This window comes from Kitasatospora sp. NPDC098652 (assembly GCF_044760155.1).
In the GTDB taxonomy this organism is placed as follows: Bacteria; Actinomycetota; Actinomycetes; order Streptomycetales; family Streptomycetaceae; genus Kitasatospora.
In genome coordinates this window covers 440921-466937 of sequence record NZ_JBIWAQ010000004.1, presented here as the reverse complement: position 1 = coordinate 466937, position 26017 = coordinate 440921, and the positions used below count along the sequence as shown (strand labels likewise).

29 protein-coding genes are annotated in these 26017 nt (G+C 74.2%); 14 read left to right on the top strand and 15 right to left on the bottom strand.

Annotated features, from left to right (window positions below; all coding sequences use genetic code 11):
• The first annotated feature begins 28 nt into the window (after positions 1-28).
• Complete coding sequence (locus ACIQWA_RS12825; RefSeq protein ID WP_360230878.1) at positions 29-658, top strand: response regulator transcription factor; 630 nt, start codon at positions 29-31, stop codon at positions 656-658.
• A 4-nt stretch (positions 659-662) separates the two neighbouring features.
• On the opposite strand, the gene ACIQWA_RS12820 is transcribed toward ACIQWA_RS12825, so the two are convergent.
• Together ACIQWA_RS12820 and ACIQWA_RS12815 are read right to left on the bottom strand one after the other, a co-directional pair.
• Entirely contained in the window at positions 663-1571 is a 909-nt protein-coding gene (locus ACIQWA_RS12820) for a transglutaminase family protein (RefSeq protein ID WP_375884759.1), read from the bottom strand.
• Positions 1572-1602: 31 nt separating this feature from the next.
• The gene (locus tag ACIQWA_RS12815) at positions 1603-2613 is read right to left on the bottom strand and encodes a GNAT family N-acetyltransferase (RefSeq protein WP_402481498.1); all 1011 of its coding nucleotides are present in this window, start codon (positions 2611-2613) and stop codon (positions 1603-1605) included.
• 135 nt (positions 2614-2748) lie between these two features.
• Between ACIQWA_RS12815 and fdxA the strand changes: the two genes are divergently transcribed.
• Entirely contained in the window at positions 2749-3075 is a 327-nt protein-coding gene (fdxA, locus tag ACIQWA_RS12810; RefSeq protein WP_030287402.1) for a ferredoxin, read from the top strand.
• 20 nt (positions 3076-3095) lie between these two features.
• Complete coding sequence (dapC, locus tag ACIQWA_RS12805) at positions 3096-4244, top strand: succinyldiaminopimelate transaminase (RefSeq protein WP_402481496.1); 1149 nt, start codon at positions 3096-3098, stop codon at positions 4242-4244.
• A gap of 111 nt (positions 4245-4355) precedes the next feature.
• Here dapC and ACIQWA_RS12800 read toward each other — a convergent pair whose 3' ends face one another.
• Both ACIQWA_RS12800 and ACIQWA_RS12795 read right to left on the bottom strand, forming a co-directional pair.
• On the bottom strand, positions 4356-5159 hold the full coding sequence (locus tag ACIQWA_RS12800; RefSeq protein ID WP_360230873.1) for a hypothetical protein: 804 nt from the start codon (positions 5157-5159) through the stop codon (positions 4356-4358).
• A 308-nt stretch (positions 5160-5467) separates the two neighbouring features.
• On the bottom strand, positions 5468-6535 hold the full coding sequence (locus ACIQWA_RS12795) for a hypothetical protein (protein ID WP_360230871.1): 1068 nt from the start codon (positions 6533-6535) through the stop codon (positions 5468-5470).
• Between the two features lie 146 nt (positions 6536-6681).
• Here ACIQWA_RS12795 and dapE point away from each other — a divergent pair, with 146 nt between their 5' ends.
• Complete coding sequence (dapE, locus tag ACIQWA_RS12790) at positions 6682-7758, top strand: succinyl-diaminopimelate desuccinylase (protein WP_402481493.1); 1077 nt, start codon at positions 6682-6684, stop codon at positions 7756-7758.
• A gap of 111 nt (positions 7759-7869) precedes the next feature.
• Positions 7870-8679 carry a TIGR00730 family Rossman fold protein gene (locus tag ACIQWA_RS12785; protein WP_360230867.1) on the top strand — a complete coding sequence of 270 codons (810 nt, stop codon included), beginning with the start codon at positions 7870-7872 and terminating at the stop codon, positions 8677-8679.
• Between the two features lie 6 nt (positions 8680-8685).
• On the opposite strand, the gene folP is transcribed toward ACIQWA_RS12785, so the two are convergent.
• Positions 8686-9498 carry a dihydropteroate synthase gene (gene folP / locus ACIQWA_RS12780; protein WP_360231289.1) on the bottom strand — a complete coding sequence of 271 codons (813 nt, stop codon included), beginning with the start codon at positions 9496-9498 and terminating at the stop codon, positions 8686-8688.
• A 180-nt stretch (positions 9499-9678) separates the two neighbouring features.
• Between folP and ACIQWA_RS12775 the strand changes: the two genes are divergently transcribed.
• Both ACIQWA_RS12775 and ACIQWA_RS12770 read left to right on the top strand, forming a co-directional pair.
• Entirely contained in the window at positions 9679-10107 is a 429-nt protein-coding gene (locus ACIQWA_RS12775; protein ID WP_402481488.1) for a DivIVA domain-containing protein, read from the top strand.
• The gene (locus ACIQWA_RS12770) at positions 10104-10703 is read left to right on the top strand and encodes a DNA-3-methyladenine glycosylase I (protein WP_402481486.1); all 600 of its coding nucleotides are present in this window, start codon (positions 10104-10106) and stop codon (positions 10701-10703) included. Before ACIQWA_RS12775 ends, ACIQWA_RS12770 begins: the two co-directional genes overlap by 4 nt.
• Positions 10704-10709: 6 nt before the next feature.
• Here ACIQWA_RS12770 and ACIQWA_RS12765 read toward each other — a convergent pair whose 3' ends face one another.
• Positions 10710-11510: an enoyl-CoA hydratase-related protein gene (locus ACIQWA_RS12765; protein WP_360230861.1), complete on the bottom strand. Its 801-nt coding sequence runs from the start codon at positions 11508-11510 to the stop codon at positions 10710-10712.
• A 296-nt stretch (positions 11511-11806) separates the two neighbouring features.
• On the opposite strand from ACIQWA_RS12765, the gene ACIQWA_RS12760 reads away from it, so the two are divergent.
• Complete coding sequence (locus ACIQWA_RS12760) at positions 11807-11974, top strand: DUF3117 domain-containing protein (protein WP_014137929.1); 168 nt, start codon at positions 11807-11809, stop codon at positions 11972-11974.
• A 151-nt stretch (positions 11975-12125) separates the two neighbouring features.
• Here the strand turns inward: ACIQWA_RS12760 and ACIQWA_RS12755 are convergent, their stop codons facing one another.
• Entirely contained in the window at positions 12126-12758 is a 633-nt protein-coding gene (locus ACIQWA_RS12755) for an O-methyltransferase (RefSeq protein WP_030287423.1), read from the bottom strand.
• 288 nt (positions 12759-13046) lie between these two features.
• On the opposite strand from ACIQWA_RS12755, the gene sigE reads away from it, so the two are divergent.
• The 4 genes from sigE (at position 13047) to ACIQWA_RS12735 (ending at position 16258) form a co-directional block, all read left to right on the top strand.
• Positions 13047-13775: an RNA polymerase sigma factor SigE gene (gene sigE / locus ACIQWA_RS12750; RefSeq protein WP_402481616.1), complete on the top strand. Its 729-nt coding sequence runs from the start codon at positions 13047-13049 to the stop codon at positions 13773-13775.
• 101 nt (positions 13776-13876) lie between these two features.
• On the top strand, positions 13877-14800 hold the full coding sequence (locus ACIQWA_RS12745) for a zf-HC2 domain-containing protein (RefSeq protein ID WP_360230860.1): 924 nt from the start codon (positions 13877-13879) through the stop codon (positions 14798-14800).
• Between the two features lie 125 nt (positions 14801-14925).
• On the top strand, positions 14926-15357 hold the full coding sequence (locus tag ACIQWA_RS12740) for a sec-independent translocase (protein WP_402481483.1): 432 nt from the start codon (positions 14926-14928) through the stop codon (positions 15355-15357).
• 223 nt (positions 15358-15580) lie between these two features.
• Entirely contained in the window at positions 15581-16258 is a 678-nt protein-coding gene (locus ACIQWA_RS12735; RefSeq protein WP_360230856.1) for a hypothetical protein, read from the top strand.
• Between the two features lie 76 nt (positions 16259-16334).
• Here ACIQWA_RS12735 and ACIQWA_RS12730 read toward each other — a convergent pair whose 3' ends face one another.
• From ACIQWA_RS12730 to ACIQWA_RS12715, 4 genes are all read right to left on the bottom strand, one after another.
• Positions 16335-17495 (bottom strand): Mrp/NBP35 family ATP-binding protein, encoded by a 1161-nt coding sequence (locus ACIQWA_RS12730; protein ID WP_360230854.1) that lies wholly within the window; start codon positions 17493-17495, stop codon positions 16335-16337.
• A gap of 56 nt (positions 17496-17551) precedes the next feature.
• Complete coding sequence (locus ACIQWA_RS12725; protein WP_402481479.1) at positions 17552-18208, bottom strand: DUF1003 domain-containing protein; 657 nt, start codon at positions 18206-18208, stop codon at positions 17552-17554.
• Complete coding sequence (locus ACIQWA_RS12720; protein WP_360230852.1) at positions 18198-19484, bottom strand: magnesium transporter MgtE N-terminal domain-containing protein; 1287 nt, start codon at positions 19482-19484, stop codon at positions 18198-18200. Before ACIQWA_RS12720 ends, ACIQWA_RS12725 begins: the two co-directional genes overlap by 11 nt.
• 157 nt (positions 19485-19641) lie before the next feature.
• Positions 19642-20181 (bottom strand): hypothetical protein, encoded by a 540-nt coding sequence (locus ACIQWA_RS12715; RefSeq protein ID WP_402481477.1) that lies wholly within the window; start codon positions 20179-20181, stop codon positions 19642-19644.
• A gap of 131 nt (positions 20182-20312) precedes the next feature.
• Between ACIQWA_RS12715 and ACIQWA_RS12710 the strand changes: the two genes are divergently transcribed.
• A complete protein-coding gene (locus tag ACIQWA_RS12710) occupies positions 20313-21242 on the top strand; it encodes a DMT family transporter (protein WP_402481474.1) in 930 nt (309 codons plus the stop codon).
• Between the two features lie 94 nt (positions 21243-21336).
• Here ACIQWA_RS12710 and corA read toward each other — a convergent pair whose 3' ends face one another.
• Positions 21337-22458 carry a magnesium/cobalt transporter CorA gene (gene corA, locus ACIQWA_RS12705; protein ID WP_402481471.1) on the bottom strand — a complete coding sequence of 374 codons (1122 nt, stop codon included), beginning with the start codon at positions 22456-22458 and terminating at the stop codon, positions 21337-21339.
• A gap of 402 nt (positions 22459-22860) precedes the next feature.
• Between corA and ACIQWA_RS12700 the strand changes: the two genes are divergently transcribed.
• Positions 22861-23502 (top strand): suppressor of fused domain protein, encoded by a 642-nt coding sequence (locus tag ACIQWA_RS12700; protein ID WP_402481468.1) that lies wholly within the window; start codon positions 22861-22863, stop codon positions 23500-23502.
• 101 nt (positions 23503-23603) lie between these two features.
• On the opposite strand, the gene ACIQWA_RS12695 is transcribed toward ACIQWA_RS12700, so the two are convergent.
• The 3 genes from ACIQWA_RS12695 to ACIQWA_RS12685 all read right to left on the bottom strand — a co-directional run bounded on the left by ACIQWA_RS12695 (position 23604) and on the right by ACIQWA_RS12685 (position 25690).
• A complete protein-coding gene (locus tag ACIQWA_RS12695; RefSeq protein ID WP_402481466.1) occupies positions 23604-24464 on the bottom strand; it encodes a PHP domain-containing protein in 861 nt (286 codons plus the stop codon).
• 56 nt (positions 24465-24520) lie between these two features.
• Entirely contained in the window at positions 24521-25159 is a 639-nt protein-coding gene (locus ACIQWA_RS12690; protein ID WP_360230840.1) for a DUF6758 family protein, read from the bottom strand.
• A gap of 372 nt (positions 25160-25531) precedes the next feature.
• Positions 25532-25690, bottom strand: a complete 159-nt coding sequence (locus ACIQWA_RS12685; protein WP_188305309.1) for a hypothetical protein — start codon at positions 25688-25690, stop codon at positions 25532-25534.
• Positions 25691-26017 lie beyond the last annotated feature (327 nt).

Below are 26017 nucleotides of genomic sequence, written 5' to 3'. Positions count from 1 at the left end.
AAGTCCCTCCCCCTCTAAGGTCATGGCCATGGGTACTGCAGAGAACGGCCCCTCGATCCGCGTGCTGCTCGCCGAGGACCAGGGGATGGTCCGGGAGGCGCTGGCGGCGCTGCTCGGCCTGGAGGGGGACATCGACGTCGTGGCGCAGGTCGGCCGCGGGGACGAGGTGGTGGCGGCGGTGCTGGCGAACGAGGTGCAGGTCGCCGTGCTGGACATCGAGATGCCGGGGATGACGGGCATCGAGGCGGCCGCCGAGCTGCGCAGCCGGGCGCCGGGGACGCGGGTGGTCATCGCGACGACCTTCGGCCGCCCCGGCTACCTGCGCCGGGCGATGGAGTCGGGGGCGGACGCCTTCCTGGTGAAGGACGCGCCGGCGTCCGAGCTGGCCGAGGCGATCCGCCGGGTGCTGCGCGGCGAGCGGGTGATCGACCCGGTGCTGGCGGCGGCCGCGCTGGCCGAGGGCGCCAACCCGCTGACCGCGCGCGAGCGGGACGTGCTGGGCGCGGCCGCGGACGGCGCGGTGAACGCGGACATCGCCAGGCGGCTGCACCTGTCGGAGGGGACGGTCCGCAACTACCTCTCGATGGCGATCCAGAAGACCGAGGCCCGCAACCGCACCGAGGCGGTCCGGATCGCCCGCGAGAAGGGCTGGTTGTAGCAGGCTAGTTGAGCCGGTGGCGGGCCGCCCGGGCCTCCTGGCGGACCTTGGCGGCGGTGTCCGGGTCGAAGGCGTCCAGGATCCGCGCGTAGTCGTCCATCTCCGCCGAGCCGCCGAGGAAGTCGCCCATCCGCACCAGGAGTTCGGCCCGTTCCAGACGTAGCTGGGCCGGGTGCCGGGGGAGCAGCAGGGCGAGTTCGGTGGCCCACAGCTGGGTGCGGGCCTGTTCGGGCCGGTCGGCGGCCCAGGCCCGGATGTTGCCGAGCACCCGCAGCACGATGTCCAGCGGCTGGGCGGGGGTGAGCAGCGCGGGGGTGAAGTCGTGTCCGGAGGCGGCGACCAGGCGCTCGACGTCGGCGGGGTCGAGCAGTCGCCCGCCGTGGAAGGGGTCGGCGAGGACGTACTCCTCGCCGCCGGCCGGGCCGCCGACCGCGACGATGAAGTGGCCGGGCAGGGCGATGCCGTGCACGGTGAGCCCGGCCCGGCGGCCGACGGCCGTCCACACCAGCGAGAGCATGATCGGCAGTCCGCGCCGGCGCCGCAGCACGTCGGGCAGCAGGGAGGACTCCAGCCGGCGGTAGTCGGACTGGCGTCCGTGGAAGCGCTCCCGGCCGCCGAGCACGGCGGCGAGCAGCGCGGCGGTCTCCTCCGGCCCGGACGGTGAGCGTTCGGCCACGGCGAGCCGGACGGCGGCCGCGTGCCGGTCGAGCGCGGCCTCGCAGGCGGCCAGCAGGGTGTCCACGCCGGGCGGCTCGCCCGGATCGCCCGGGTCGAGGACCGGGTCGTGCTCGGCGGCGGCGAGCAGGCAGAGCAGCACCGGGTCGGGCTGCTCGGAGCGGGCGGCGGTCCGGAAGCGGTCTCTGCTGTGCTCGGTCACGGTGACGGCGACGGCCTTCGTACGACGGACGGACAAGCGGACATACCAGGATGGAACGGTCGGTCGGCTACTCCTGGGGGAGGAGCGCGTAGTGGTAAGTGTGACTGGTCGTGAAGCCGAGTCCGTCATAGAGCGCCCTCGCACCGTCGTTCTCCGCCTCGACCTGCAGGTACGCGCCGCTCGCCCCCTCCTCCGCCGCACGGGCGGCGAGCACCGCCATCACCGTGGTCGCCAGTCCGGCCCGCCGGGCGTACGGCTGGACCTCGATCGCGCCGAAGCCGGCCCACGGGCCGTCGATGACGCAGCGTCCGATCGCCAGCGGCGGCTGCCCGGGGGCGCCGGGGACGGTGGCGAACCAGACCGAGGGGCCGCCGTGCAGCACCCGGCGGGCCGCCTCCTCCACGGCCGGGTCCCCGCTCACCCGCCGGTACAGCGACATCCAGTCGGTGTCCACCGTCCGGGCGAGCCGGACCCGCTCGTGCCCGGCGCCGGTCCGGGCGAGCGCGGCGAGCGGGGCGGTGCGCACCAGGGTGGGGGCGTACCCGGCGCCCAGCCGGTCGAGTTCGCCGCGCAGCTCCTCGGGCGAGCCGGGGCCGACCACCTCGACGTAGGCGGGCAGCCCGCGCGCCGCGTACCAGGACCGGACGGCGGCCAGGGCCTCGGGCAGCGGCACGCCGGGATCGCCGAGCGCCTGGACGGAGTTGGCCCGCCGGGTGAACCCGGCGGCCGCGCGCAGCGTCCACGCGCCGAGCGCCTCCTGCTCGACGGCCGGCCAGCCGCGCCCGGCGGTCCGCTGGAGTTCGACCGGCGTGGCGGCGGGCAGCGGCGCGCGCCGCGCCGGGAAGGGCGGCACGACCTTGCCCGCGACCAGCAGCTTCTCCGGGAAGCTCACCGGACCGCCGGAACGGGGCTCGACCGTGAGCCCTTGATCGTCCCACGATGTGAGCACGCCGATCACATCGCGGAACACCGGACGGTCGTCCACGAACTCCGAGAGGCGTCGCACGGAGACCCGAAGTCCCACGTCAGAGGGATCTATCCGGACTTCCGGACGCCGTTCCAGCTGGTCTCGGGTCATGATCCGGCCACCTCCTGTGCATTTGCCTGCTCCGACCCGCGATACTAGGTGCGGGCATCGACGACGCCGCGCTCACACCGCGCACGGCAGCAGAACAGCACGGGCCACCAGGCCCTTCCGAGGAGGAACGACAGCGTGACCTACGTCATCGCGCAGCCTTGTGTCGACGTGAAGGACAAGGCGTGCATCGAAGAGTGCCCGGTTGACTGCATCTACGAGGGCCAGCGCTCCCTCTACATCCACCCGGATGAGTGTGTCGACTGCGGCGCGTGCGAGCCGGTCTGCCCGGTCGAGGCGATCTTCTACGAGGACGACACTCCGGAGGAGTGGAAGGACTACTACAAGGCGAACGTCGAGTTCTTCGACGACCTGGGCTCGCCCGGCGGCGCCTCCAAGCTCGGCCTGATCGAGCGGGACCACCCGTTCATCGCCGCGCTGCCGCCGCAGAACGCCGACCACTGACGATCGGTGGCTACTGAGCTGTGAACACCAACAGCACGCGCGCGCCGTTCCCGGGTCACCCGGGGGCGGCGCGCCGCGTTTCCGACCGGCTCCCGGTCTTCCCCTGGGACAAGCTGGAGCCCTACAAGGCCACCGCCGTCGCCCACCCCGGCGGCGTCTGCGACTTCTCCGTCGGCACCCCGGTGGACCCGGTCCCCGAGCTGATCCAGAAGGCGCTGGCGGCCCACACCGACACGCCGGGCTACCCGACCGTCTGGGGCCCGCTGGAGCTGCGCGAGGCGATCGCCGGCTGGCTGAACCGCCGCTGCGGCGCCGAGATCGGTCCGCGGGCCGTGCTGCCGACCGTCGGCTCCAAGGAGCTGGTGGCCTCGCTGCCGACCCAGCTCGGCCTCGGCCCGGGCGACCAGGTCGCCTACCCGCGGCTGGCCTACCCGACCTACGAGGTGGGCGCCCGGCTGTGCGGCGCCGAGCCGGTCGAGTACGACTCGGTGGACGAGCTGGACGGCTCCCGGGTGCGGCTGCTCTGGGTGAACTCGCCGTCCAACCCGACCGGCCGGGTGCTCGGCGCGGACGAACTGCGCCGCGCCGTCGAGTGGGCCCGGGAGCACCGGGTGCTGCTGGTCAGCGACGAGTGCTACTTCGAGCTGGGCTGGGAGGCCGAGCCGGTCTCCGTGCTGCACCCGGACGTCTGCGGGGCCGACCACGAGGGCCTGCTGGCCGTCCACTCGCTCTCCAAGCGCTCCAACCTGGCCGGCTACCGCGCGTCCTTCGTGGCGGGCGACCCGGTGGTGGTCGAGGAGCTGCTGGGGCTGCGCAAGCACGGCGGCATGATCGTGCCGGCGCCGGTCCAGGCGGCGACGATCGCGGCGCTCGCCGACGACGCGCACGTGGCCGAGCAGCGGGAGCGGTACGCGGCCCGGCGCTCGGCGCTGCGGGCGGCGCTGGAGGCGTACGGCTTCCGGGTCGAGCACTCCGAGGCGAGCCTGTACCTGTGGGCGACCCAGGACCGCCCGTGCTGGGAGACCGTGGCCGAACTGGCCGGGCTGGGCATCCTGGTGGCGCCCGGTGACTTCTACGGGCCGTCCGGCGCCGGCTTCGTCCGGGTCGCGTTCACCGCGACCGACGAGCGGGTCGCCGCGGCCGTGGAGCGGCTGGCCGCAACGCGCTGACGGCGGCGCGTTGACGGCGGGTACGACGGAGGGGCCGGTGTTCCGAGACGGAACACCGGCCCCTCCCGCGCGTGCGGACCGCGGCGGGGGCTGCCGCGGTCGACCGCGGGTCTAGAGCGGCAGGCCGCTGATGCTGCCGCCGTTCACGCCGCCCAGCAGGCCGCCGACCGGGCCGAGCGAGTTGGTGAGGCCGGACAGCGGGTTGTTCGGGCCGAGGTCGGCGCCGCCGAGCCGGTTGGCCGAGCCGTGCTCGGCCAGGCCGAGGACGTCGGTGGCGGGCAGGCCGCCGGGCAGCGCGTGCTCGACCGAGCCGAGCGGCAGGGCGCGCTCCACGGCGCTGGTGGGCAGCGCGTCGGTGACGGCGCCGGTGCTGGGGACGGCTCCGGAGAGCTTGTCGGCGCCGGGCAGCGCGTGGGCGAGCGCACCGGCCTGGCCGAGGCCGCCGACCGGGCTGCTGCCCGCGTTGGCGCTGCGGGTGCCCATGCCCTTGCCGGTGACGGCCTCGCCGAGCTTGCCCGCGAGCGCCGAGGCGACCTTCGGGGTGACGGCGGAGAGCTGGCCGGTGGTGGCGGCGGTCTGGTCCACCGGGGCGGTCAGCGAGCTGGCCTTCTCGTTCGCCTCGGGGAGCTGGTGGGCGACGATGTTCCCGGCGGCGTCGGCGGAGGCCGGTACGCCGGCGGCGACGGTGGCCGCGCCGGTGGTGCCGGCGGCCTGGCCGAGCTGGTGGGTGGTGTGCTGCAGGGTGGAACCGGTGTCGGTGTTGGTCAGCTGGCCCAGCGGCGCCGCGAGGTCGCTCTTGGGAAGCAGGGCGTCCCCGCCCAGGGCGGACGCGGAGCCGGCCGCGACCAGCGGGGTCGCTCCGGCGGCCACGACGAGCGCGGCCTGGGCGATCCGGCGCGTGAGGGGGTGAGACATGAGGCTCCTCGAAGGGGTCTGGGTCCGTCCCGTCCGCCGGGTGGACGTTCCGGGTGCGGACGGGACCTGGCGGACGACGTTGTTACCGCTTGAGAAGCCAGAAGGTTTCGGTCGGTGCAAGGAACGAGCCTGACCGACCATCGGATCGTATGACCGCAGCGGGCGCCCGTCCCGGCCTCGTGGGAGGCCGTCGGACCGGCCCGGGCAAGGGGAGTGACGGTTCTCCGGCCGGGGTCGCCGGAACGGGCGGCCGGTCCATCGCGGTTGACCGGAATCACCCGTCCGGCGGCTACCCGAACGTGAGTGCGTCAGCCTTTCCCGTACGGGGCCAGGGTGACCTGGACGAGCTTGGTCGAGGTCCCCGAGGTCTGGGTCTGCCAGCCGTCCTCGGACTCGGACTTGCGCCAGATCTTCCCGTCGTAGGCGACCGTCGCGATGCCCAGCTGCTGGGCCTGGGCGACCGCCCAGTGGGCCACCTCCCAGCCGCTGGCCCGCTCGGCGGGCGCCCCGGCGTCGGCCCCGGCGTCCGCCGAGGTGGTCAGCGCGGCGGCGGCCGGGTCCGGGGTCAGCGCGACGGCGTTCTCCGCGCCCTTGATCGTCGAGGCGTAGCCCGCCGCCGGGGTGACCGTCTTGCCGAACTCCCGGCGCACCCGGTCGGACAGCACCTGGGTGCGGTCCGGCTGCGCGGCCGGGGTGGCCGTGGCGCCCGCCGTCGGCGACGCCGAGTCGGCCGGGTCCGGCTTGGCGTAGTCCTTCACCACACAGCTGAACGACGCGGGCTCCCGGCCGGCCAGCGCCGAGGTGAGCAGGGTCGCCTTGGTCTCGTGCTTGGCGTACGCCTGCGGGTAGCCGCTCTTCTGCACCGCCTGGGCCGCGTCGGTCAGCGGCAACCGGGTGTAACCGGGCACCTTGACCAGACCGTCCAGGAACTTGTTGGTCGCGTACACCGGGTCCGCGATCTGCTCCGGGGTGCCCCAGCCCATCGAGGGCCGCTGCTGGAACAGGCCGATCGAGTCCCGGTCACCGCCCGCGAGGTTGCGCAGCTTGGACTCCTGCATCGCGGTCGCCAGCGAGATCGCCGTCGCCCGGTCCGGCAGGCCCCGCGAACGCGCCACCGCGGCGATCGTCGCCGCATTGGCGGCCTGCGGCAGCTCCAGCGTGCCGCTCCCGGCGGCCGTCTTCACCGAGCACTCCTCCGTGGCGCCCTGCCGGAAACCGAACCACCAGATCCCGACCACCGCCAGGCCCGCGACCATCGCCAGGCCGAGCAGCCCGACCAGCACGAGCAACAGCGCACGGACCGGACCACGACGGCGGGGCGCCTCTTCGTCGCCCAGCTCGTCGCCCAGCTCCTCGCTGTTCCTTCTCCTGGCCACCGTCGCCCCTCTCGCGCCCGCCTACTTGATCCGACACCGTACCCACTCGGACGGATGTGCGGCGCATTCCGGTTGCCGGTCCGCAGGCGTTCCAGGTCACAGGACGACCACGCGGAGTGCCGATCCGACGGCACTAGGCTGACGTCATGAGCAGCCCGAACCCGACGCCCCTGGACCTGACCCTCGACGGCGGCACGCTGACCGCGCGCCTCGTCGACTTCCCCTCGGTGAGCGGCGACGAGCAGGCGCTCGCCGACGCCGTCGAGGCCGCCCTGCGCGGCTACCCGCACCTGACCGTGGACCGCTACGGCAACAACGTGGTCGCCCGGACGAACCTGGGCCGCGCCGAGCGCGTCGTGCTGGCCGGCCACCTGGACACCGTGCCGATCGCCGACAACCTGCCCTCGTACGTCGACGGCGACCTGCTCTACGGCTGCGGCACCTCCGACATGAAGTCCGGCGTGGCGGTGGCGCTGCGCCTCGCCGCCACCCTGACCGAGCCCAACCGTGACCTCACCTACGTGTTCTACGACTGCGAGGAGGTGGAGGCCTCCCGCAACGGCCTCGGCCACCTCGCCAAGGACCGCCCGGACTGGCTGGCCGCCGACTTCGCGGTGCTGATGGAGCCCAGCGGGGCCATGGTCGAGGGCGGCTGCCAGGGCACCCTGCGGGCGCAGGTGCGGCTCAGCGGCGTACGCGCCCACGCGGCCCGCAGCTGGCTCGGCGACAACGCCATCCACCACGCCGCCGAGGCGCTCACCAGGCTCGCGGACTACCGGCCGCGCCGGGTGGAGATCGACGGCCTGGAGTACCGCGAGGGCCTCAACGCGGTGCGGATCGACGGCGGCGTGGCCGGCAACGTGATCCCGGACGAGTGCGTCATCACGGTCAACTTCCGCTACGCGCCGGACCGCAGCGAGGCCGAGGCGGAGAAGCACGTCCGCGAGGTCTTCGACGGCTTCGAGCTGACCGTGACCGACTTCGCCCCCGGCGCCCTCCCCGGTCTGTCCCAGCCCGCCGCCAAGGCCTTCCTGGCGGCGACCGGCGGCCAGGCCCGGGCCAAGTTCGGCTGGACCGACGTCGCCCGGTTCAGCGCGCTCGGCGTCCCGGCGGTCAACTACGGACCGGGTGACCCGAACTTCGCGCACAAGCGGGACGAGCACTGCTCGCTGACCGCCATCGCCGAGACCGAGGACCGCCTGCGGGCCTGGCTGACCAGCTGACTTGACAGCGTTCGCGGTCGATCCGAAGCCGGGCGAACGCCATCTTCCGGTTGCTTGACCGACCTTCCCCCGTTGCCTGAAATCGGGGGGAGGTCGGCGTAGGGTTCCGTCATGACAGGCACAGGAGACGACAGGCAGTACGGACACGGCCCCGAGCAGGTCGGCGTGCCGCGGAAGAAGAAGGCCTGGCCCGAGAAGCAGAAGGGCCCGGTGCTGGTGCGCCGGGACCAGGTCGGCACCAGCACCACGGACCAGCGCCTGCTGGACACCACCGGCCCCACCGACTGGCTGCACACCGATCCCTGGCGGGTGCTGCGGATCACCTCCGAGTTCGTCGAGGGCTTCGGCGCCCTCGCCGAACTCCCGCCCGCGATCAGCGTGTTCGGCTCGGCCCGGACCCCGGCCGACTCGCCCGAGTACGAGGCCGGGGTGGCCATCGGCCGGGCCCTCGCCGAGGCCGGCTACGCGGTGATCACCGGCGGCGGCCCGGGCGCGATGGAGGCCGCCAACCGCGGCGCCACGGAGGCCGGCGGCCTCAGCGTCGGGCTCGGCATCGAGCTGCCCTTCGAGCAGGGCCTCAACGAGTTCGTCGACCTCGGGCTGAACTTCCGCTACTTCTTCGTCCGCAAGACGATGTTCGTGAAGTACGCCCAGGGCTTCGTGGTGCTGCCCGGCGGGCTCGGCACGCTGGACGAGCTGTTCGAGGCGCTCACCCTGGTGCAGACCAAGAAGGTCACCCGCTTCCCGGTGATCCTCTACGGCAGCGCCTACTGGGGCGGCCTCTACGAGTGGTTGAAGAACACCCTGGTCGCGCAGGGCAAGGCGGCCCCGCACGACCTGGAGCTGTTCCACATCACGGACGAGATCGACGAGGTCCTCAAGATCCTCGCCGACGCCCGCCGGCCCGTGAACGAGATCTAGCGCGGGCTAGGCCAGCCCCCGGCGGGCGACCGCCGGGGGGCGGGTGCCCCGGATCGAGGCGACCATGTCCAGCACCTGGCGGGTCTCCTCGACCTGGTGGACCCGGTAGATCCGGGCGCCCAGCCAGGCCGAGACCGCCGTGGTGGCCAGGGTGCCGAGCAGCCGCTCGTTCACCGGCCGGTCCAGGGTCTCGCCGACGAAGTCCTTGTTGGAGAGCGACACCAGTACCGGGAAGCCGGTCGCGGTCATCTCCGGCAGCCGCCGGGTCGCCTCCAGCGAGTGCCGGGTGTTCTTGCCGAAGTCGTGCCCCGGGTCGATGATCACCGCGTCCCGGCGGACGCCCAGGCCCACCGCCCGCTCGGCCAGCCCGACGGTGACCCGCAGGATGTCCGCCATCACGTCCTCGTACCCGACCCGGTGCGGCCGGGTGCGCGGCTCGGCGCCGCCCGCGTGGGTGCAGACCAGCCCGGCGTCGTACCGGGCGGCCACCTCGGCGAGCTTCGGGTCGACCCCGCCCCAGGCGTCGTTCAGCAGGTCCGCGCCGGCCTCGCAGACCGCCTCGCCGACCTCGTGCCGCCAGGTGTCCACGCTGATCACCGTCCCGGGGTGGCGCTTGCGCAGCTCGGCCACGAACGGCACGGTGCGCCGCAGTTCCTCCTCGACCGTGACCTCGTCGCCCGGCCCGGCCTTCACCCCGCCGATGTCCAGGACGGCCGCGCCCGCGGCCACGGCGCGGTCGGCGGCGGCGAAGGCGGCCTCGTCCGCGAAGGTCGCCCCCTTGTCGAAGAACGAGTCCGGGGTCCGGTTCACGATCGCCATGATCACCAGCTCGTCGTCACCGAATTCGCGCGGTCCCAGGCGCAGTGCCACCGATGTCTCCTCCACAGCTGCTGCGGGTGCGATGATGGCCCCCGGCCTCACTAGGGACCATGCTGTCATGATCAGCCCGGTTCCCTGGCCCCTCGGAGGAGGCCGACCGGGAGTTCGGGAGGACAGCTCGTGTTCTGGGTGATCGTGGTCGCCATGGCCGTGGTGGTCGGCGGCGCCGCGCTGGTTGCGCTCGGTGGGGGCGGCTCGATGCCGGAGGCGGTGCCGGACCGCATCGCCGCGCGGCTGCCGCAGGACCGCCCGCTGAGCAAGACGGACGTGGACGAGCTGCGCCTGCCGATGGCCGTGCGCGGCTACCGGATGGACGAGGTGGACGACGTCCTGGACCGCCTCGGCGCCGAACTCGCCTACCGCGACGCGCGGATCGCCGAACTGGAGGCCGCCGCCCAGCTGCGCGGCGCGGTCGAGGCCACCGGCGCCCCCGACCCGGCCGCCGAGCCGCTGCCCGGCCTGGAGCAGTTCGCCACGGTGGTCGAGCCCGCCGTCGCGCTCACCAAGTCGCAGGCCCCCGAGGACGCGAAGCCGGTGGAGGACCGGTGACCGAGACGCCGGGTGGCACCGTGCTCGGTGCGGACGGCCTGCGCCGCTGCGGCTGGGGCGACTCCACCGACGACTACCGGGTCTACCACGACACCGAGTGGGGCCGGCCGGTGCACGGCGACGACGCCCTGTTCGAACGGGTCTGCCTGGAGGCCTTCCAGTCCGGCCTGTCCTGGCTGACCATCCTGCGCCGCCGGGAGGGCTTCCGGGCCGCGTTCGCCGGCTTCGAGATCGGCAAGGTCGCCGAGTTCGACGAGGCCGACGAGGAGCGGCTGCTCGCCGACACCAGCATCATCCGCAACCGCGCCAAGATCCGGGCGGCGATCGCCAACGCCCGGGTCGCCCGCGACCTGGACGGCGGTCTGGACGCGCTGATCTGGCAGTTCGCCGCCGACCCGGACCGGCCGGCCCCCCGCACGATCGGCGAGGTGCCGGCCGTCACGCCCGAGTCGACGGCGCTGGCGAAGACGCTCAAGAAGGCGGGCTTCCGCTTCGTCGGCCCGACCACCGCCTACGCCCTGATGCAGGCCTGCGGCCTGGTCGACGACCACCTGGCGGACTGCCACGTCCGCACCGGCGGTCGCGGGGGCCGGTAGGGCCCGTCAGCGGCCGACGTACTTCGGCTTCTCCTTGGCGATGAAGGCGCGCACCGCGATCCGGTGGTCCTCGCTCTCCCCGGCCAGGGTCTGGAGTTCGTCCTCCTTGTCGAGCAGCTCGTCCAGCGAGTGCGAGGCGCCGTACGCCAGTGACTCCTTGACGGCGCCGTAGGCCACCGTCGGGCCCTCGGCCAGTTCGCGGGCGAAGACCCGTGCGGTGGCGGCGAGTTCGTCGCCCGGCACGACCTTGGTGGCCAGGCCCAGCTCCATCGCCTCGGCGGCCTTGACCGTCCGGGGCAGCATCAGCAGCTCGGTGGCCTTGGCGTGCCCGACCAGCCGGGGCAGCGTCCAGGACGCGCCGGAGTCGGCGGTCAGGCCGATCCCGACGAAGGCGGTGTTGAAGCCGGCTCGGTCGGACAGGATCCGGAAGTCGCAGGCGAAGGCGAGCGAGGCGCCCGCGCCGGCCGCCACCCCGCCGACCGCGGCGACGGTCGGCTTGCGCATGCCCGCCAGCGCGCGGGTCAGCGGGTTGTAGTGCTCGGCGACGGTCCGCAGCGCGCCCTCGCCGGTCTCCTCGAAGCGCTTGAGCAGGGCCAGGTGCTCGTTCAGGTCCTGCCCGACGCAGAACGCCCGCTCGCCCGCCCCGGTGAGCAGCACCGCGCGTACGGCCGGGTCCCCGGCGGCCTCGATAACGGCGTCCCGCAGCGCGACCTTGGTGGCCACGTCCAGGGCGTTCATCGCCTCCGGGCGGTTGATGGTGATGACGGCGAGGCCGCCGTCCAGCTCGTACAGCACGGAATCGGACATGGGTGAGGGCTCCCTCGACGGTCGTCACGCGGGTGGTCGTGCCAGGATGCCGGAGTGGAGGGCGGACTGGGGAGTGTGAGGTATCGCACCTTCCGGTGCCGTCAGCACCGCCGCCACGCCGGGGCTTTTGGTGCCGATTGCGGTGGTTGCTGCCGGTCCGGCCGTGGTTGCACCGAGAGTGATGTTGGTCATCAGGCCGTGGCATGCGGGATAATGGCTTCCGATCAATGCGTTCGATACCGGCGGTGGACGGACTGCCGGTGCGTAGCTGAGCGGTTGCAGGAAGGGGAACGAGCATGGCGGCCATGAAGCCGCGGACGGGTGACGGCCCGCTCGAAGTCACCAAAGAGGGGCGGGGCATCATCATGCGCGTTCCGCTCGAAGGCGGCGGACGTCTCGTGGTGGAGCTCACTCCCGACGAGGCCGACGCCCTGGGCGAGGCCCTGAAGAAGGCCTGCGGCTGACCGCAGCGTTCGCCGTCTCCTGGAGACGTACCGCCGGGCCCGGGCACGACGTCATGTCGGCCCGGGCCCGTGCGTTCTCCGGGGGCGTTCCCCCGGCGGCGGTTCCGGCGTCCCCGGCGTCCCCCGGGGTTCCCGGCGGTCCCGGGGCTTCCTAGCGCTTCACGGCGCAGAGCAGCCCGTCCGAGACCGGCAGCAGCGCGGGCAGCAGGGCGTCGCTCTCCCGCACGTCCCGCACCAGGTCGCGCACCGCGCCGGTCTGCGGGTCCTGGAGCTCGGGCTCGGCGAGCCGGCCCTCCTGGAAGACCCCCTCGAAGCAGACCATCCCGCCCGGCCGCAGCAGTCGCAGCGACTCCAGCAGGTACTCCCGCGACTCGGCCGGGTCCCCGTCGCAGAACACCAGGTCGTACTGGCCGTCGGCGAGCCGGGGCAGCACCTCCAGGGCCCGGCCCGGTATGAACCGCGAGCGGTTGGCCGCGAACCCGGCCGCCTGGTAGGCCTCGCGGGCCAGCTGCTGGCGCACCGGCTCCGAGTCGACCGTGGTGAGCACGCCGTCCGGCCGCATCCCGCGCAGCAGGTAGACGCCGGAGACGCCGGTGCCGGTGCCGATCTCGGCCACCGCCTTGGCGTCCAGGGCGGCGGCCAGCAGCCGCAGGCAGGCCCCGCCGCTCGGTCCGATGGCCCGTATGCCGGTCCGCGCGGACTGGGCCCGGGCGTAGGTCAGCACCGCGTCCTCGCCCACGTAGGTGTCGGCGAGGGCCGCGCGCGCGGGCCCGAACTCGCTGATGGCTGCCTCTTTCGGAGCCCCGGGTGGCGGCCCGGTGCCGGAGGATGTCGATATTTCCTGCCACAGATTACTGGCCGGGCGGGAACCGCGTACGGCGGCGGGCCGTTGTCACTGACGACCGGGTGCGCAAGACCTCCCGGGCACTTTTATCCGGGCTTGACGGGTGAGGTGGATATGGTGGTGGCCCTGCTGGGCAGAAGAGCCGACCGAGGAGGTGTGGCCGAGGGCGACGTCCCTGTGCGGCGGCACTCCCGCGGCACCGCGTCGGCCCGTACGCCGAAGCCCGTGATGAACCAGCCTGCGCACTCCGACCTGGACCAGCCCGCCGCCGCCACGCCGGCCGCCGGTACCGCCGAGGCCCCTGTCCTCGCGACCTTCGCCGAGGGTCCCGACGCGCAGAGCTGGACTCCGCCCACGTGGGAGGAGATCGTCGAGGCGCACAGCGCCCGCGTCTACCGCCTCGCGTACCGGCTGACGGGCAACCAGCACGACGCCGAGGACCTCACCCAGGAGGTCTTCGTCCGGGTGTTCCGTTCGTTGTCGACCTACACCCCCGGCACCTTCGAGGGCTGGCTGCACCGGATCACCACCAACCTGTTCCTGGACATGGTCCGCCGCCGCCAGCGCATCCGCTTCGACGCGCTCGGCGAGGACGCGGCCGAGCGGCTCGCCTCCCGCGAGCCCAGCCCGGCCCAGCACTTCAGCGACACCCACTTCGACGCCGACGTGCAGCAGGCGCTGGACACCCTCGCCCCGGAGTTCCGCGCCGCCGTGGTGCTCTGCGACATCGAGGGCCTGTCCTACGAGGAGATCGCCGCCACCCTGGGTGTCAAGCTCGGCACCGTCCGCAGCCGCATCCACCGCGGCCGCTCCCACCTGCGCGCCGCCCTCAAGCACCGCGCCCCCGGCGCGGCCCCGGGCCGCGAGCGCCGCGGCGGCTCGGAGGAGCCGGTGCCGGTCGGCGTCGCCGCCGAGGTGGCGACGGCGCCGGGCGGGCGCGGACGGAGGCGATCGTGAGCGGAACCGGCTGGTCCGGTCCGGACCGTTCGGATGCGTCCGACCGGTCCTCGACCCGGCGGAGCTGGGCCCTGCCGGGCCGCCGTGCCGCTGCGGATCCGGTGGGTGCCGACCTCGGGGACCCGCTGCTGCCCGCCGTCCCGCTGCCCGCCGACACGGCGCTGCGCGCGCTGCCCGTACGGCCGGCCGAACCCGCGGCCGAGGAACACCACCTGGGCGACCGGCTGTCCGCCTTCCTGGACGGCGAACTCGGCCACGACTCCCGCGAGCGGGTCCTGGCCCACCTGGCCACCTGCCCGCAGTGCAAGGCCGAGGCCGACGAGGGCCGGTCGGTCAAGCACCTGCTGACCCGCACCGACACCCCCGGCCCCTCCTCCGCGCTGATGGCCCGGCTGATGGCCGTCGGCAGCCTCCCCGAGGACGCCCCGGCGGACGCCGGCCGGCCCCGCGGCCGGGACGACGACGACCTCCCCGGTGGCGGCCTGAACGCCACCGGGACGCTCGGCGGCAGCCGGCTGACCGGCGGCTCCTTCGGCCGCGGCGCCGGTGCCTCCTTCGGCGCGGGCGCGCTCGGCGCCGACACCCCGGTGCCCGGGGTCGACCCGCGCGCCTTCGGCCGCGGCTCGGTGCTGCGACCGCTCATCGGCCGGCGCACCGGCCGCCCGGAGGCCGTCGCCCGGCCCGACCGGACCGCCGCCCGCCCGCAGCCCGCAGCGGCCGCCCTGCGGCCCTCCCCGGCCCGCGGCCGCCGCCTGGTGTTCGCCGCCGCCGGCGCCTTCTCGGTCGCCGCGGTGACGCTCGGCGGCGTCGGCGTCGGCGGACTGACCCAGGGCGAGGAGCAGCACGGCACCACGGTCAGCCCGGTGGGCGGCACCAGCGGCCGGGGCGGCTACGTCCCGATGAACGCGCAGGTCCCGGTGGACTTCCCGGGCCGCCCGGTGGCCGCCACCCGCCCGGCGCAGCCGACCTCCTCCCCGGAGCGCTACCCGGGCAACGTCGCCGCCCTGCGCCAGCAGATCCGCTAGCTGATCGTCGCCGCGCCCCCGGCCACCGGCTGGTCTTTACCACGGCTTCATCCCGCCGTGGACCAGGGACTCGCCGGTGGCCATTACCCTGTAGGAACCGTCGTCCGATGAGCTAGGGAGCCCAGGTGTTCACCGATGTAGGCGGGCTGAAGCTGCTGACCCTGGCGGTACTGGCGATCGTCGTCTTCGGCCCGGACAAGCTGCCGAAGCTGATCCAGGACACCATGGGCTTCATCCGGAAGATCCGTTCCTTCGCCGACACCGCGAAGGAGGACATCCGCAGCGAGCTGGGGCCCGACTTCAAGGACTTCGAGTTCGAGGACCTCAACCCCAAGACCTTCGTCCGCAAGCAGCTCATGGGCGACCAGCAGGACCCGCTGGGCCTCAAGGACATGAAGGAGTCGCTCGACATCCGCTCCGTCCTGGACGACCGGCCGGCCGGGCCGGTGAACGGCCGGCCGGGCAGCGTGAGTTTCGAGAAGGCCGCGGCGCCCGCCTCGGCCGGCGCCCCGCTGCAGCCCGGCGAGCGGCCCCCGTTCGACCCCGACGCCACCTGATCCGGGCCGGCCGCCCGCGGCCCTCGGCGCGTCCGACAATTCCGGCCGGCCCGCCCGGCTGAGCGGGGCCCCGGCGTGCGCGCCGCTATTGTGCTGATTGTTCCCGTTGAGCCGTCCGTCACATCCGCGCCCGCGCGGACCAGGAACGGCCCCCGGGAACGCCGAGGTACGCCACCATGGGAGCGCGCCACGGCAGGCACACGTGCGTTGAGGAGGCCCGGGGATGGACGCGACGAGTCAGGCGGGAGGGGCGACGGTCACGGCCGGCGGCCCGGTGGTCGGCGGGCAGGCCGGTCCGGCGGACCCGCTGGTGCCCTACCTGTCCGCCGACTTCCCCTGGTACGGGCTGGACGAGGGCTGGACCGGCCGCCGCTTCCTGATGCAGGCGGGCGCCGGCGGCCCCCGCGGCGGGACGGCCGGCGGCGTCGACTACGGCACCCTCGGCCACGGCGACGAGCCGGCCAAGCAGTACGAGCCGCGCGACGTGCGGAAGTTCGCCGTGGTGGTCACCGTGGCCCGCCGGGACAGCCGCCGCAGCGCCGACAACACCGGCACGCTGGAGGCGACTTCCGCCTCCTCCGCGGCCTGGCTGGCCGGCTCCGGCCTGCTCGCCGCGACCTGGCCCGGCCAGCTGGACCGGGCGCTGCGCCAGGACTGGCTGGACCAGCAGAGCAACCTGGCGTGGGACCTCGCCGACGACCTGGCCGGGCCCGGTTGGTCGACCCTGAGCCTGCCGGTCAACGGGCTGCCGCAGCCCTTCCGCTACCGGGAGTCCGAGTACGGCTGGGTGCTGGCCGGCGAGGCCCCCGGCGTGCTGCTCGGCGCCTTCGGCCGGGGCGTCAGCGCCTACGGCGTCGGCTTCGCCACCGTCCCCGACCTGGGCGGCTACGCCCGGCCGTAGCGCCGCGGCGCCGCGGACACGCAGCGGGGCCGGACGGTGATCCGTCCGGCCCCGCCGCGTACGCCCGCGTGGAACGTCAGAACTTGTTCTTGGGCGTCAGCCCCAGCGACATGCCGGACAGGCCGCGCTGGCGGCCGCCGAGCTTGCCGGCCACGGCGCGCAGGGCGGCGCCGGCCGGGGAGTCGGGGGCGGCGAGCACGACCGGGCGGCCGTCGTCGCCGCCCTCGCGCAGCCGGACGTCGATCGGGATCGAGCCGAGCACCGGGACGGTCGCGCCGACGGTGCGGCTCAGCGCGTCGGCGACGGTCTGGCCGCCGCCGGTGCCGAAGACGTCGATCATCTCGTCGCAGTGCGGGCACGGCATGCCGGACATGTTCTCGATCACGCCGACGATCTTCTGGTGGGTCTGCACCGCGATGGTGCCGGCCCGCTCGGCCACCTCGGCGGCGGCCATCTGCGGGGTGGTGACGATCAGGATCTCCGCGTTGGGGACCAGCTGGGCCACCGAGATCGCGATGTCGCCGGTGCCGGGCGGCAGGTCCAGCAGCAGCACGTCCAGGTCGCCCCAGTAGACGTCGGCCAGGAACTGCTGCAGCGCGCGGTGCAGCATCGGGCCGCGCCAGACCACCGGGGCGTTGCCCGGGGTGAACATGCCGATCGAGATGACCTTCACGCCGTTCGCCTGCGGCGGCATGATCATGTCCTGGACCTGGGTGGGCCGGCCCTCGACGCCCAGCATGCGCGGCACGCTGTGGCCGTAGATGTCGGCGTCCACGACGGCGACCTTCAAGCCGTCCGCGGCCATCGCGGCGGCCAGGTTGACGGTCACCGAGGACTTGCCGACGCCGCCCTTGCCGGAGGCGACGGCGTAGACCCGGGTCAGCGTGCCCGGCTTGGCGAACGGGATCTCCCGCTCGGGGGCACCGCCGCGCAGCAGCTGGGAGAGCTCCTTGCGCTGCTCGTCGCTCATCACGTCGAGCTCGACCTCGACGCCGGTCACACCGGGCACCCGGCCGACCGCGTCGCGGACCCGGGTGACGATGGTGTCGCGCATCGGACAGCCGGAGACGGTCAGGTAGACCGCGACGCGCACCGCGCCGTCCTCGGCGATCCCGACCGATTTCACCATGCCGATCTCGGTGATCGGGCGGTTGATCTCCGGGTCGTTGACGGTCGCCAGCGCCTGGCGTACGGAGTCCTCCGTGACGCCGGCCGCGACCTCTGTCTCGTTGGCCATGCCTTGATGGTACGGCTCCGGGCGAACCGCTCGACCGGCCGGTGGCGTGCCGCCGGTCACAACGACTCGGGGGCGCCCCGCCGTTCGTCGATCTCCTTGAGCAGCGCGTGGAGTTCGGAGCGGATGCTGCCCAGTTCGGAGCTGATGAAGGCGCGGGTGGCCACCTCGCCGAGCCCGTGCCGCAGCGCCGCGACCTCGCGGGCCAGGTACTCGGTGTCGGCGATGTTGCGGTCGCTGCGGGCCCGGTCCTGCTCCATGTTGACGCGGTCCCGGTTGTCCTGGCGGTTCTGCGCCAGCAGGATCAGCGGCGCCGCGTAGGAGGCCTGGAGCGACAGCACCAGGGTCAGGAAGATGAACGGGTACTCGTCGAAGCGCGCGGCCGGCGGCAGCATGGTGTTCCACAGCACCCAGACGATGATCACCACCGTCATCCAGACGATGAACCGCCCGGTGCCGAGGAAGCGGGCGATCCGCTCCGACAGCACGCCGAAGGCCTCGGGGTCGTAGGACGGCAGGGTCAGCAGGCCGGGCCGCGCGGTGCGCGGCTGGTCGAGCCGGACGCGGTTGGAGCCGGTGATGGGGGAGGTCTCCAGGCGCTCCCGGCCGCCGCCCTCGCGGGTGCGCAGTTCGCGCAGCTGGCGAAGCTCCCGCAGTTCGCCCTGCAGGCGCCGGCGGGCGGACTCGCCCCGCCGGCCGTTGCGGTCACCGTCCACCGTGCACCTCGTCTCTGTCGTCGTCCCCGGCGTGCAGCGCGGCGTCGCGCCAGTCCTCGGGCAGCAGGTGGTCGAGCACGTCGTCGACGGTCACCGCGCCGAGCAGGTGGTCGGCCTCGTCCACCACCGGCGCGGCCACCAGGTTGTACGTCGCCAGGTAGCTGGTGACCAGCGACAGCGGGGTGTCCGGCGGCAGCGCGTCCAGGTCGTCGTCCACCAGCGAGCCGACCAGCACGTACGGGGGCTCGCGCAGCAGCCGCTGGAAGTGCACCGCGCCCAGGTATTTGCCGGTCGGGGTCTCGTTCGGCGGCCGGCAGACGTACACCTGGGCGGCCAGCGCGGGCTTGTGGTCGCGGATCCGGATCCGGGCCAGCGCCTCGGCGACCGTCGCGTCCGGTTCCAGGACGATCGGCTCGGTGGTCATCAGACCGCCGGCGGTGTCCTCCTCGTAGGAGAGCAGCCGGCGGACCGGCTCGGCCTCCTCCGGCTCCATCAGGCCGAGCAGCCGCTCGGCCTCCTCGCCGGGCAGCTCGGAGAGCAGGTCGGCGGCGTCGTCCGGGTCCATCGCCTCCAGGACGTCGGCCGCCCGCTCCTCCTTGAGCTTGCCGATGATCTCGACCTGGTCGTCCTCGGGCAGCTCCTCCAGGACGTCCGCGAGCCGCTCGTCCGGCAGCGCGGCGGCCACCTCGGCGCGGCGCTTGGCCGACAGGTGGTGCATCACGCTGGCGAGGTCGGCCGGGCGCAGCTGCTCGAAGGTGGCGAGCAGGTTCGCCGCGCCCTGGTCCTGTTCGGGCAGCGCGAAGCCGGTGACGTCCTGCCAGTCCAGGGTGAGCCGCTCGCCCTTGCCCTTGCGCAGCCGGGTGGCCCGGCCGACCTGGACGAAGACCTTGGTGACCTCCCACTCGCGCAGCCGGGTCTGCACCATGCCGACGTCCAGCACGGTGACGTCCTCACCGGTCTTGGACCAGGTGACGGTGCGGTCCAGCAGCTCGGCCAGCACCAGGGTCTCGGACGGGCGCTGCTCGAAGCGGCGCAGGTTGATCACGCCGGTGGTGAGCACCTGGCCGGACTCCAGGCTGGTCACCCTGGTCATCGGCAGGAAGATCCGGCGCCGGGCGACGACCTCGACCACCAGGCCGAGCACCAGCGGAGGGCGGCCGCCGAGGCGCAGCGAGACGACCACGTCGCGGACCCGCCCGACCTGGTCGCCGTTCGGGTCGAACACCGCGACGGCGGAGAGGTGGGAGATGAAGACCCGGCTTCCTGGCCCTGCCATGAACTCCCTCGACTCCCTCGACCCTGCCCGGGCGGTCCGACCTGCTCGACGCCGTACGGTGCGCACCGGGGCGCACGTCCGGCCCAGGCTACCTGTGCCGCCTGCACCCGGCCCGGTGAGGCACGGTAGCGGGCCCAGGAGTCCTCGGCATGAACCTTTAGCGGCGCTTGAACAGCAGTTTGGGCAGCCCGGCGGGGATCGGGCGGCGGGTGGTGGCCGGGGTGGGCATCGGCTCGGCGGCGAGCGAGCCGTCCGGCATGGCGCCCGGACGCTCGGTCAGCGCCCCTACCGGCCGCAGCCGCAGCACCCGGCACTCGCGGGCCCAGCGCTCGGCGATGGTGTCCGTGTCGGGCGCGTTCAGCCGCTTGCCCTTGAGCTCCTCGACGGCGCCCAGCCAGGCCTCGCCGTTCGGCGCCAGCTCGACCACCTCGGCGGCCCAGCCGGTCAGCCGGCCGCCCTTGTCCTTGCTGCGCACGGTGATCACGGCGCGGCCGCCCGCGGTCAGGCCGTGCAGGGGCTGCTCGCCGCCCCCGCCGACCACCACCACGGCGCCGTCGTGCCAGGCGTGCCAGAGCGGGCGGGCCTGCGCCTCGCCGTCCGCGCGCACCCAGAGCAGTCCGGACTTCTTCGCGGCCTCCTCCAGCAGGGCCTGGTCGAGGAAGTCGTCGGCGACGGGGGCGGCGGAGTTGCGGTCCATGGCGACAGCGTACGGGTTCGCCGCCCGCGCCCGCCCGGCCGGACGTCTCAGCCTCCGGGCGACAGTTCCATTGGCGCCCCACGGGCCTTACCGTATGAGCGCCACACCCCCGCGACCAGCGAAGGAGCGCCGTGCCCGCCGCCCGGCCCGCGACCGCCCCCGCCCCTGCCACCGCCGCCGACCAGCGGCCCGCGCACCCGCTCCCCACCGTCGACCTGCTGCTGCTCGCCGTCTCGATCGGCGGCATCTCCCTCTCCGGCCCGCTGATCTCCGCCACCGCCGCGCCCGCGCTGGCCATCGCCTTCTGGCGCAACGTCATGTCGGTCGGCGCCCTGGGCCCGTACGCGCTGCTGCGCCACCGCGCCGAGCTGCGCGGGATCGGCCGACGGGCGCTGCTGCTCGCGGTCGCCGCCGGGGCGCTGCTCGCGGTGCACTTCGCGCTCTGGATGCCCAGCCTGCGGATGACCTCGGTGGCCTCCGCGACCGCGCTGGTCACCACCACCCCGCTGTGGACGATCCTGCTGATGCGGCTGTTCGGCGTCCGGGCGCCGAGGATGGTCTGGCTCGGGACGGTCGTCGCCTTCGCCGGGGTGCTGGTGCTGACCGGCGTCGACCTCTCGATGTCCCCGCGCGCCCTGCTCGGCGACGCCCTCGCGCTCGCCGCGGGCCTGGCCGCGGCCGGGTACATGCTGCTGGGCGCGGAGGTCCGCAGGACGGTCAGCACCACCGCGTACACGCTGGTCTGCTACGCGACCACGGCGACCGGCCTGCTGGTGCTCTGCCTGGCCACCGGCACGCGGCTGTCCGGCTGGTCGGCCGGGGCCTGGTGGCAGATCGTGCTGCTGATGGTCACCGCGCAGCTGCTCGGGCACTCGCTGAGCAACCGGGTGGTGCGCACCCTCGGCCCGTCGATCACCTCCACCGCGATCCTGCTGGAGACCCCGGGCGCGGCCCTGATCGCCGCGCTCTGGCTCGGCCAGTGGCCCCCGGTGGCGGCGTACCCGGCGGTGGTGCTGATCCTGCTCGGCCTGGTCCTGGTCGCCCGCGGCGGACGGCGCTGACGCCCCGCGGGGTCCCGCCCCGCGGGGTCCCGCCCTGCGGGGTCCCGGCGCCCGCGGGGCGGGACCCCGGGGCGGGCGCGGGCGGGGGCGGGCGCTACAGCCAGCCGTTGCGGCGGAAGCCCCGGTACATCCCGACGCAGATCAGCGTGATCGCGGTGAGCACCATCGGATAGCCGTAGGCGTGGTGCAGTTCGGGCATGTAGTCGAAGTTCATGCCGTAGACGCCGGTGATCATGGTGGGCACCGCGAAGATCGCCGCCCAGGCGGTGATCTTGCGCATGTCCTCGTTCTGCGCCACCGACACCTGCGCCAGGTTGGCCTGGAGCAGCGAGTTCAGCAGTTCGTCGAAGCCGTGCACCTGCTCGGTGACCCGGGCCAGGTGGTCGGCGACGTCCCGGAAGTACTTCTGGATGTCCGGGTCGACCAGGCCCTGCTGCGGCTCGGACAGCTGCTGCATCGGGCGCAGCAGCGGTGCCACCGCGCGCTTGAACTCCAGCACCTCGCGCTTGAGTTGGTACACCCGGCCGACGTCCGCGGTGCGCGCGCCCTTGGCCGAGAAGACGCCGTACTCGATCTCGTCCACGTCGTTCTGCAGCCGTTCGGCGACCAGCAGGTAGTTGTCCACCACGTGGTCGGCGATCGCGTGCAGCACCGCGGCCGGGCCCTTGGCGAGCAGCCCGGCCTCGTCCGCGTCCGCCTCCAGCCGGTGCCGCAGCTCCTGCAGCGAGCCGTGGCCGCCGTGCCGGACGGTGATCACGAAGTCCCGGCCGGCGAAGACCATCAGCTCGCCGGTCTCCACCACCTCGCTGGTGGGCGTCAGTTGGTCGTGCTCGACGTAGCGGATGGTCTTGAAGACGGCGAACAGCACGTCGTCGTAGCGCTCCACCTTGGGCCGCTGGTGGGCGTGCACCGCGTCCTCCACCGCGAGCGGGTGCAGGCCGAAGCGCTGGGCGATGCCCTCGAACTCGGCCTCGGTCGGCTCGTGCAGCCCGATCCAGCTGAACGACCCGGCGGTGTCCGGGAGTTGGTGCGCGGCCTTGACCCGGCGGGCGGCCTCGCGGGGGCTGCAGGTCTCACCGTTGCGCCGGCCGTGCTGGTAGACCGCGCAGTCCACGACCGCCGAGCCGACGCCCTCGGGCACGGCGTCGTACGCCCCGACGGGGCCCCGTCGGCGGTTGGTGCGGACGGCGGCGCGCAGGCTGTTGATCATCGACATGACAGGCTCCCTGGGGCAGGAGCCGTCGCACGGTGGCGCGGTAGGGACGCGGAAGGGCCGTGGTGCGACGGCGAGGAACACCGGTGAAGGGGACGAGGGGTGCTCTCCCGGCCGGTCCGTCCGCCGACGACCCGCGCCCGGGCCACTGGGGCTCGGTCAGCCGCTGAGGCCTGCGGGGCGGGGGTCACGGGGAAGTCGGGGCCGGGCAGAGCTGCCGGTACTGCATGGTCGGCCGGTATCCACCGCAACCACCTCCTTCGCTCGCCGCCCCGGAACCTGCGATCCCGGTGGCCAGTCGCTCACCCTAACATCTGACCGGGCATCGGTGCCCCGGGGTTTCCCCGGCCTTCGCCCGTACGCCCCCGCGCGGACGCCGGGGCGGCCCGGGTTACGCTCACCGGCATGGCGCACGACTTCCTGTCCTTCGGCGACCCCCACGGCGGCAGCTCCCCGGAACTCACCCGGGAGGCGGTGCTGGCGGCCGTCGAGGCCCGGCTGATCTCCACCTTCGGCGAGCCGAGCGGCCGCGCCGCCGTCACCTTCCTCGGCACCGACCGGATCGAGGTGCTGCGCTTCGGGCCGGACGCCGACGGCCTGGTCCGCTACGCGACGCTCGGGATGTCGGCCGCCCCGATGGCCGACCCGACCCAGCCGGTCGCCGACCAGCTGCGCGGACCGCGCGTCGAACTGGTGCTGACCGTGCGCGGCGGGCGCGACGGCGTGCTGCGCAGCCTCGCCACCTTCGCCGCGACGCCGCAGGTCGAGGGCCTGGTGGTGGCCCCGGGCGGCTCGCTGGACCTCGGCGCCCCGCTCTGGGAGGGCGCCCCGTTCACCTCGGTGCTGGCCGCCGAGCCGGGCGGGCTGGTCGAGGACCTGGAACTGGCCGAGCCCGCCGAGCCGGTGCGCTTCCTACCGCTGCTGCCGATGACGCCCAACGAGGCGGGCTGGAAGCGGGTGCACGGCGCGGCCGCGCTCCAGGAGCGCTGGCTGGACCAGGGCACCGACCTGCGCGACCCGGGGCGGCGCGGCGTCAGGCTCGACTGACCCCCGGTCGGGACCGGGCCCCGGCGTCGGCTCCCAGCAGACAGGGCGTACGGGCGGGCCCGCCCGCCGCACCGCGCCCCGGTGCGCGGCCCCGCCCGCCGTCAGCGCTCGATCGGCTTCGCCCCGGTGGCCTGGGCCAGCAGCGCCTCGTACACCCCGGGGTCGGTGGTGTGCTCGCCGAGCCGGACGGTCTTGCGGCTGCCGTGGTAGTCGCTGGAGCCGGTGACCAGCAGGCCGAGGTCGTCGGCCAGGCCGCGCAGCCGCTGCCTGGTCTCCTCGTCGTGGTCGGTGTGGTCGACCTCCAGCCCGGCCAGTCCGGCGGCCGCGAGCTCGGCGATCACCCGGTCGGGGACGGTCCGGCCGCGCTTGACCGCGCCGGGGTGGGCGAACACCGGCACCCCGCCGGCCGCCCGGACCAGCCGGACGGCGCGCACCGGGTCGGTCTCGTGCTTGCGGACGTCCGCCCGGCCGCCGTTGGCCAGCCACTGCGGGGTGAAGGCGTCCGAGACGGTGGCCACCACGCCCGCCTCGACCAGCGCGCTGGCGATGTGCGGCCGCCCGACCGACCCGGTCCCGGCGATCCGCCGCACCTGCTCCCAGCTGATGTCCGCGCCGAGCTCCCGGCAGCGCTCGACGACCGCCCGGCCGCGTCGGAACCGGTCGGTGCGCACCAGCTCGCGTTCGGCCGCGAACTCCGGCTCCTCGGGGTCGAACAGGTACGCCAGCAGGTGCATGCTGACGCCGTCCACGACGCAGGACAGTTCGGCGCCGGGGACGACGGTCAGCCGGGTGCCGTCCGGCAGCGCATGCACCGCGGCGGCGGCCTCGGCGTGCCCGGCGACGGTGTCGTGGTCGGTGAGCGCGACCACGTCGAGGCCGGCCGCGACCGCCGCCGCGACCAGCTCGGCCGGGCTGTCGGTGCCGTCGGACGCGGTGCTGTGGGCGTGCAGGTCGATGCGCACGGGGCGGACTCCTCAGGCTGGTGGGTGCCGCCCAGGATAGGCCGTGCGGCCCGTCGTCAGCCCAGCAGCCGGGGGGAGAGCGCCCCGCAGGGCAGCAGGTCCAGTTCGGCGCCGGCCTCGCGCAGGTCGGTGAGCACCAGTTCGTCGTACATCACCAGCGCGGACTGCTCGGGCCAGGCGATCGCCCAGAGCCAGAGCCCGCGGGCCTCGCCGACGAACACCGCACGGTCGGCCGGGGCGTCCGGGACGTGGAACATCGGGGTGGGCCGCCCGGCGGCCATCAGCTTGGCGTCGGCGGGCTTGTAGAGGCCGACCGAGTCGCCCGGGTCGGGGCCGGGCAGTCCGGCGTAGCGGGCGCCGAGCCCGACGCCCAGTTCCTCGGCGACCAGCACCAGTTCGCCGAAGCCGCCGAGCGGGGCGGGCCCGGAGCAGGCGACGGCGGTGGCCCGGGCGCCCGAGATGTCGTCGCCGACGTGGGCGATGCCGGTGTAGAGCCAGCCGACCGGGAGCGGCCAGGGCAGCCAGACGGGGACCTGGGAGCGGACGACGGCGACGCCCAGGGCTTCCACGCTCGGGGGCAGTACGGGTTGCATCGGGTGCACGGCTCCGTGCCGGTCGCACTGCCAGGTGTCCGAAAAAAGACCGGGGGCGCGGACCCGACCGGCGCACCTCGGACAGCTTGGCTCGCCCCTCATAGCCGACAACGCTCCTCCCTCCGGACCGCCGCGTCAAGGACGATCACCCGTACGGACGGCTCGGCGGCACCCTGTCGGTGCTGGACGCCCGGCCGGCGCGGGTGGGTGCGGCGCGGGCGGTTCCCGTTGGGGGATGTCCCGTGGCGGGCGGAGGCAAACGTTCCGGGGCCGGGGCGGGGTCGGGGTCGGGCTGGAGCCGGGGCGGGGCGGGGTCGGAGCCGGGTGGGAGCCGGTTCGGGGCCGGACGCACTGACGCCCCGTCAACGGCGATCGCGGTGACGGGGCGTCAGTCGGGTATCGGTACGTCCGGATCGGACGATCCCGGCTCGTCGGCGGCGGGTGGGGCCTCCCGGTCGGAGGCGCCGCGCCGGGTCAGACGGTCGGGCACGGGCGGATGAGCAGGCGCTCGCCGGTGCGGGCGGCGTCCTGGACGAGCTCGCGCACGGTCTCGGCATCGGCGATCACGCGGTCGGTCGCGGAGCCGTTGGCGTCGTCCAGGCGGAGGATCTCGAAGCGCATGGGCTTGGTCATGGGCGTCTCCTTTCCGGGCCCCGCGGGGCGGGGCGGTTGCGGCTGAGTCGGTATCAGCCCTTTCGGGGTCCTGCGGATCCGGCGCTGCGGCCGGACCACGCGGGTGGTACGTGTGGCGGTCTGCTGCGGCAAGGGCTCCCCCTGGGCTTGCCTGGTGCGTCCAGTCCCTCGTGCACCACGGTGTCGTGGCGGTGCTACCGGGCCATTGCCCGTCCGTAACGTCCGGGTTTCGGCTGAAAGGCACCCCGGTGGGGGTCGCCGATGATTCCCGGACAGAATCAAAGATTACCGTAACTAACGACTTTTGTCCTGCGTCGAGCGCGGTCG

What these genes read in the sequence shown, in the direction of transcription:
- ACIQWA_RS12825 (WP_360230878.1), top strand. Translation starts at nt 29, where the DNA reads ATGGGTACTGCAGAGAACGGCCCCTCGATCCGCGTGCTGCTCGCCGAG.
- ACIQWA_RS12815 (WP_402481498.1), bottom strand. Translation starts at nt 2,613, where the DNA reads ATGACCCGAGACCAGCTGGAACGGCGTCCGGAAGTCCGGATAGATCCC.
- ACIQWA_RS12800 (WP_360230873.1), bottom strand. Translation starts at nt 5,159, where the DNA reads ATGTCTCACCCCCTCACGCGCCGGATCGCCCAGGCCGCGCTCGTCGTG.
- dapE (WP_402481493.1), top strand. Translation starts at nt 6,682, where the DNA reads ATGAGCAGCCCGAACCCGACGCCCCTGGACCTGACCCTCGACGGCGGC.
- ACIQWA_RS12785 (WP_360230867.1), top strand. Translation starts at nt 7,870, where the DNA reads ATGACAGGCACAGGAGACGACAGGCAGTACGGACACGGCCCCGAGCAG.
- folP (WP_360231289.1), bottom strand. Translation starts at nt 9,498, where the DNA reads ATGGCGATCGTGAACCGGACCCCGGACTCGTTCTTCGACAAGGGGGCG.
- ACIQWA_RS12765 (WP_360230861.1), bottom strand. Translation starts at nt 11,510, where the DNA reads ATGTCCGATTCCGTGCTGTACGAGCTGGACGGCGGCCTCGCCGTCATC.
- ACIQWA_RS12760 (WP_014137929.1), top strand. Translation starts at nt 11,807, where the DNA reads ATGGCGGCCATGAAGCCGCGGACGGGTGACGGCCCGCTCGAAGTCACC.
- sigE (WP_402481616.1), top strand. Translation starts at nt 13,047, where the DNA reads ATGAACCAGCCTGCGCACTCCGACCTGGACCAGCCCGCCGCCGCCACG.
- ACIQWA_RS12735 (WP_360230856.1), top strand. Translation starts at nt 15,581, where the DNA reads ATGGACGCGACGAGTCAGGCGGGAGGGGCGACGGTCACGGCCGGCGGC.
- ACIQWA_RS12730 (WP_360230854.1), bottom strand. Translation starts at nt 17,495, where the DNA reads ATGGCCAACGAGACAGAGGTCGCGGCCGGCGTCACGGAGGACTCCGTA.
- ACIQWA_RS12720 (WP_360230852.1), bottom strand. Translation starts at nt 19,484, where the DNA reads ATGGCAGGGCCAGGAAGCCGGGTCTTCATCTCCCACCTCTCCGCCGTC.
- ACIQWA_RS12715 (WP_402481477.1), bottom strand. Translation starts at nt 20,181, where the DNA reads ATGGACCGCAACTCCGCCGCCCCCGTCGCCGACGACTTCCTCGACCAG.
- corA (WP_402481471.1), bottom strand. Translation starts at nt 22,458, where the DNA reads ATGTCGATGATCAACAGCCTGCGCGCCGCCGTCCGCACCAACCGCCGA.
- ACIQWA_RS12700 (WP_402481468.1), top strand. Translation starts at nt 22,861, where the DNA reads ATGGCGCACGACTTCCTGTCCTTCGGCGACCCCCACGGCGGCAGCTCC.
- ACIQWA_RS12690 (WP_360230840.1), bottom strand. Translation starts at nt 25,159, where the DNA reads ATGAGGGGCGAGCCAAGCTGTCCGAGGTGCGCCGGTCGGGTCCGCGCC.
- ACIQWA_RS12685 (WP_188305309.1), bottom strand. Translation starts at nt 25,690, where the DNA reads ATGACCAAGCCCATGCGCTTCGAGATCCTCCGCCTGGACGACGCCAAC.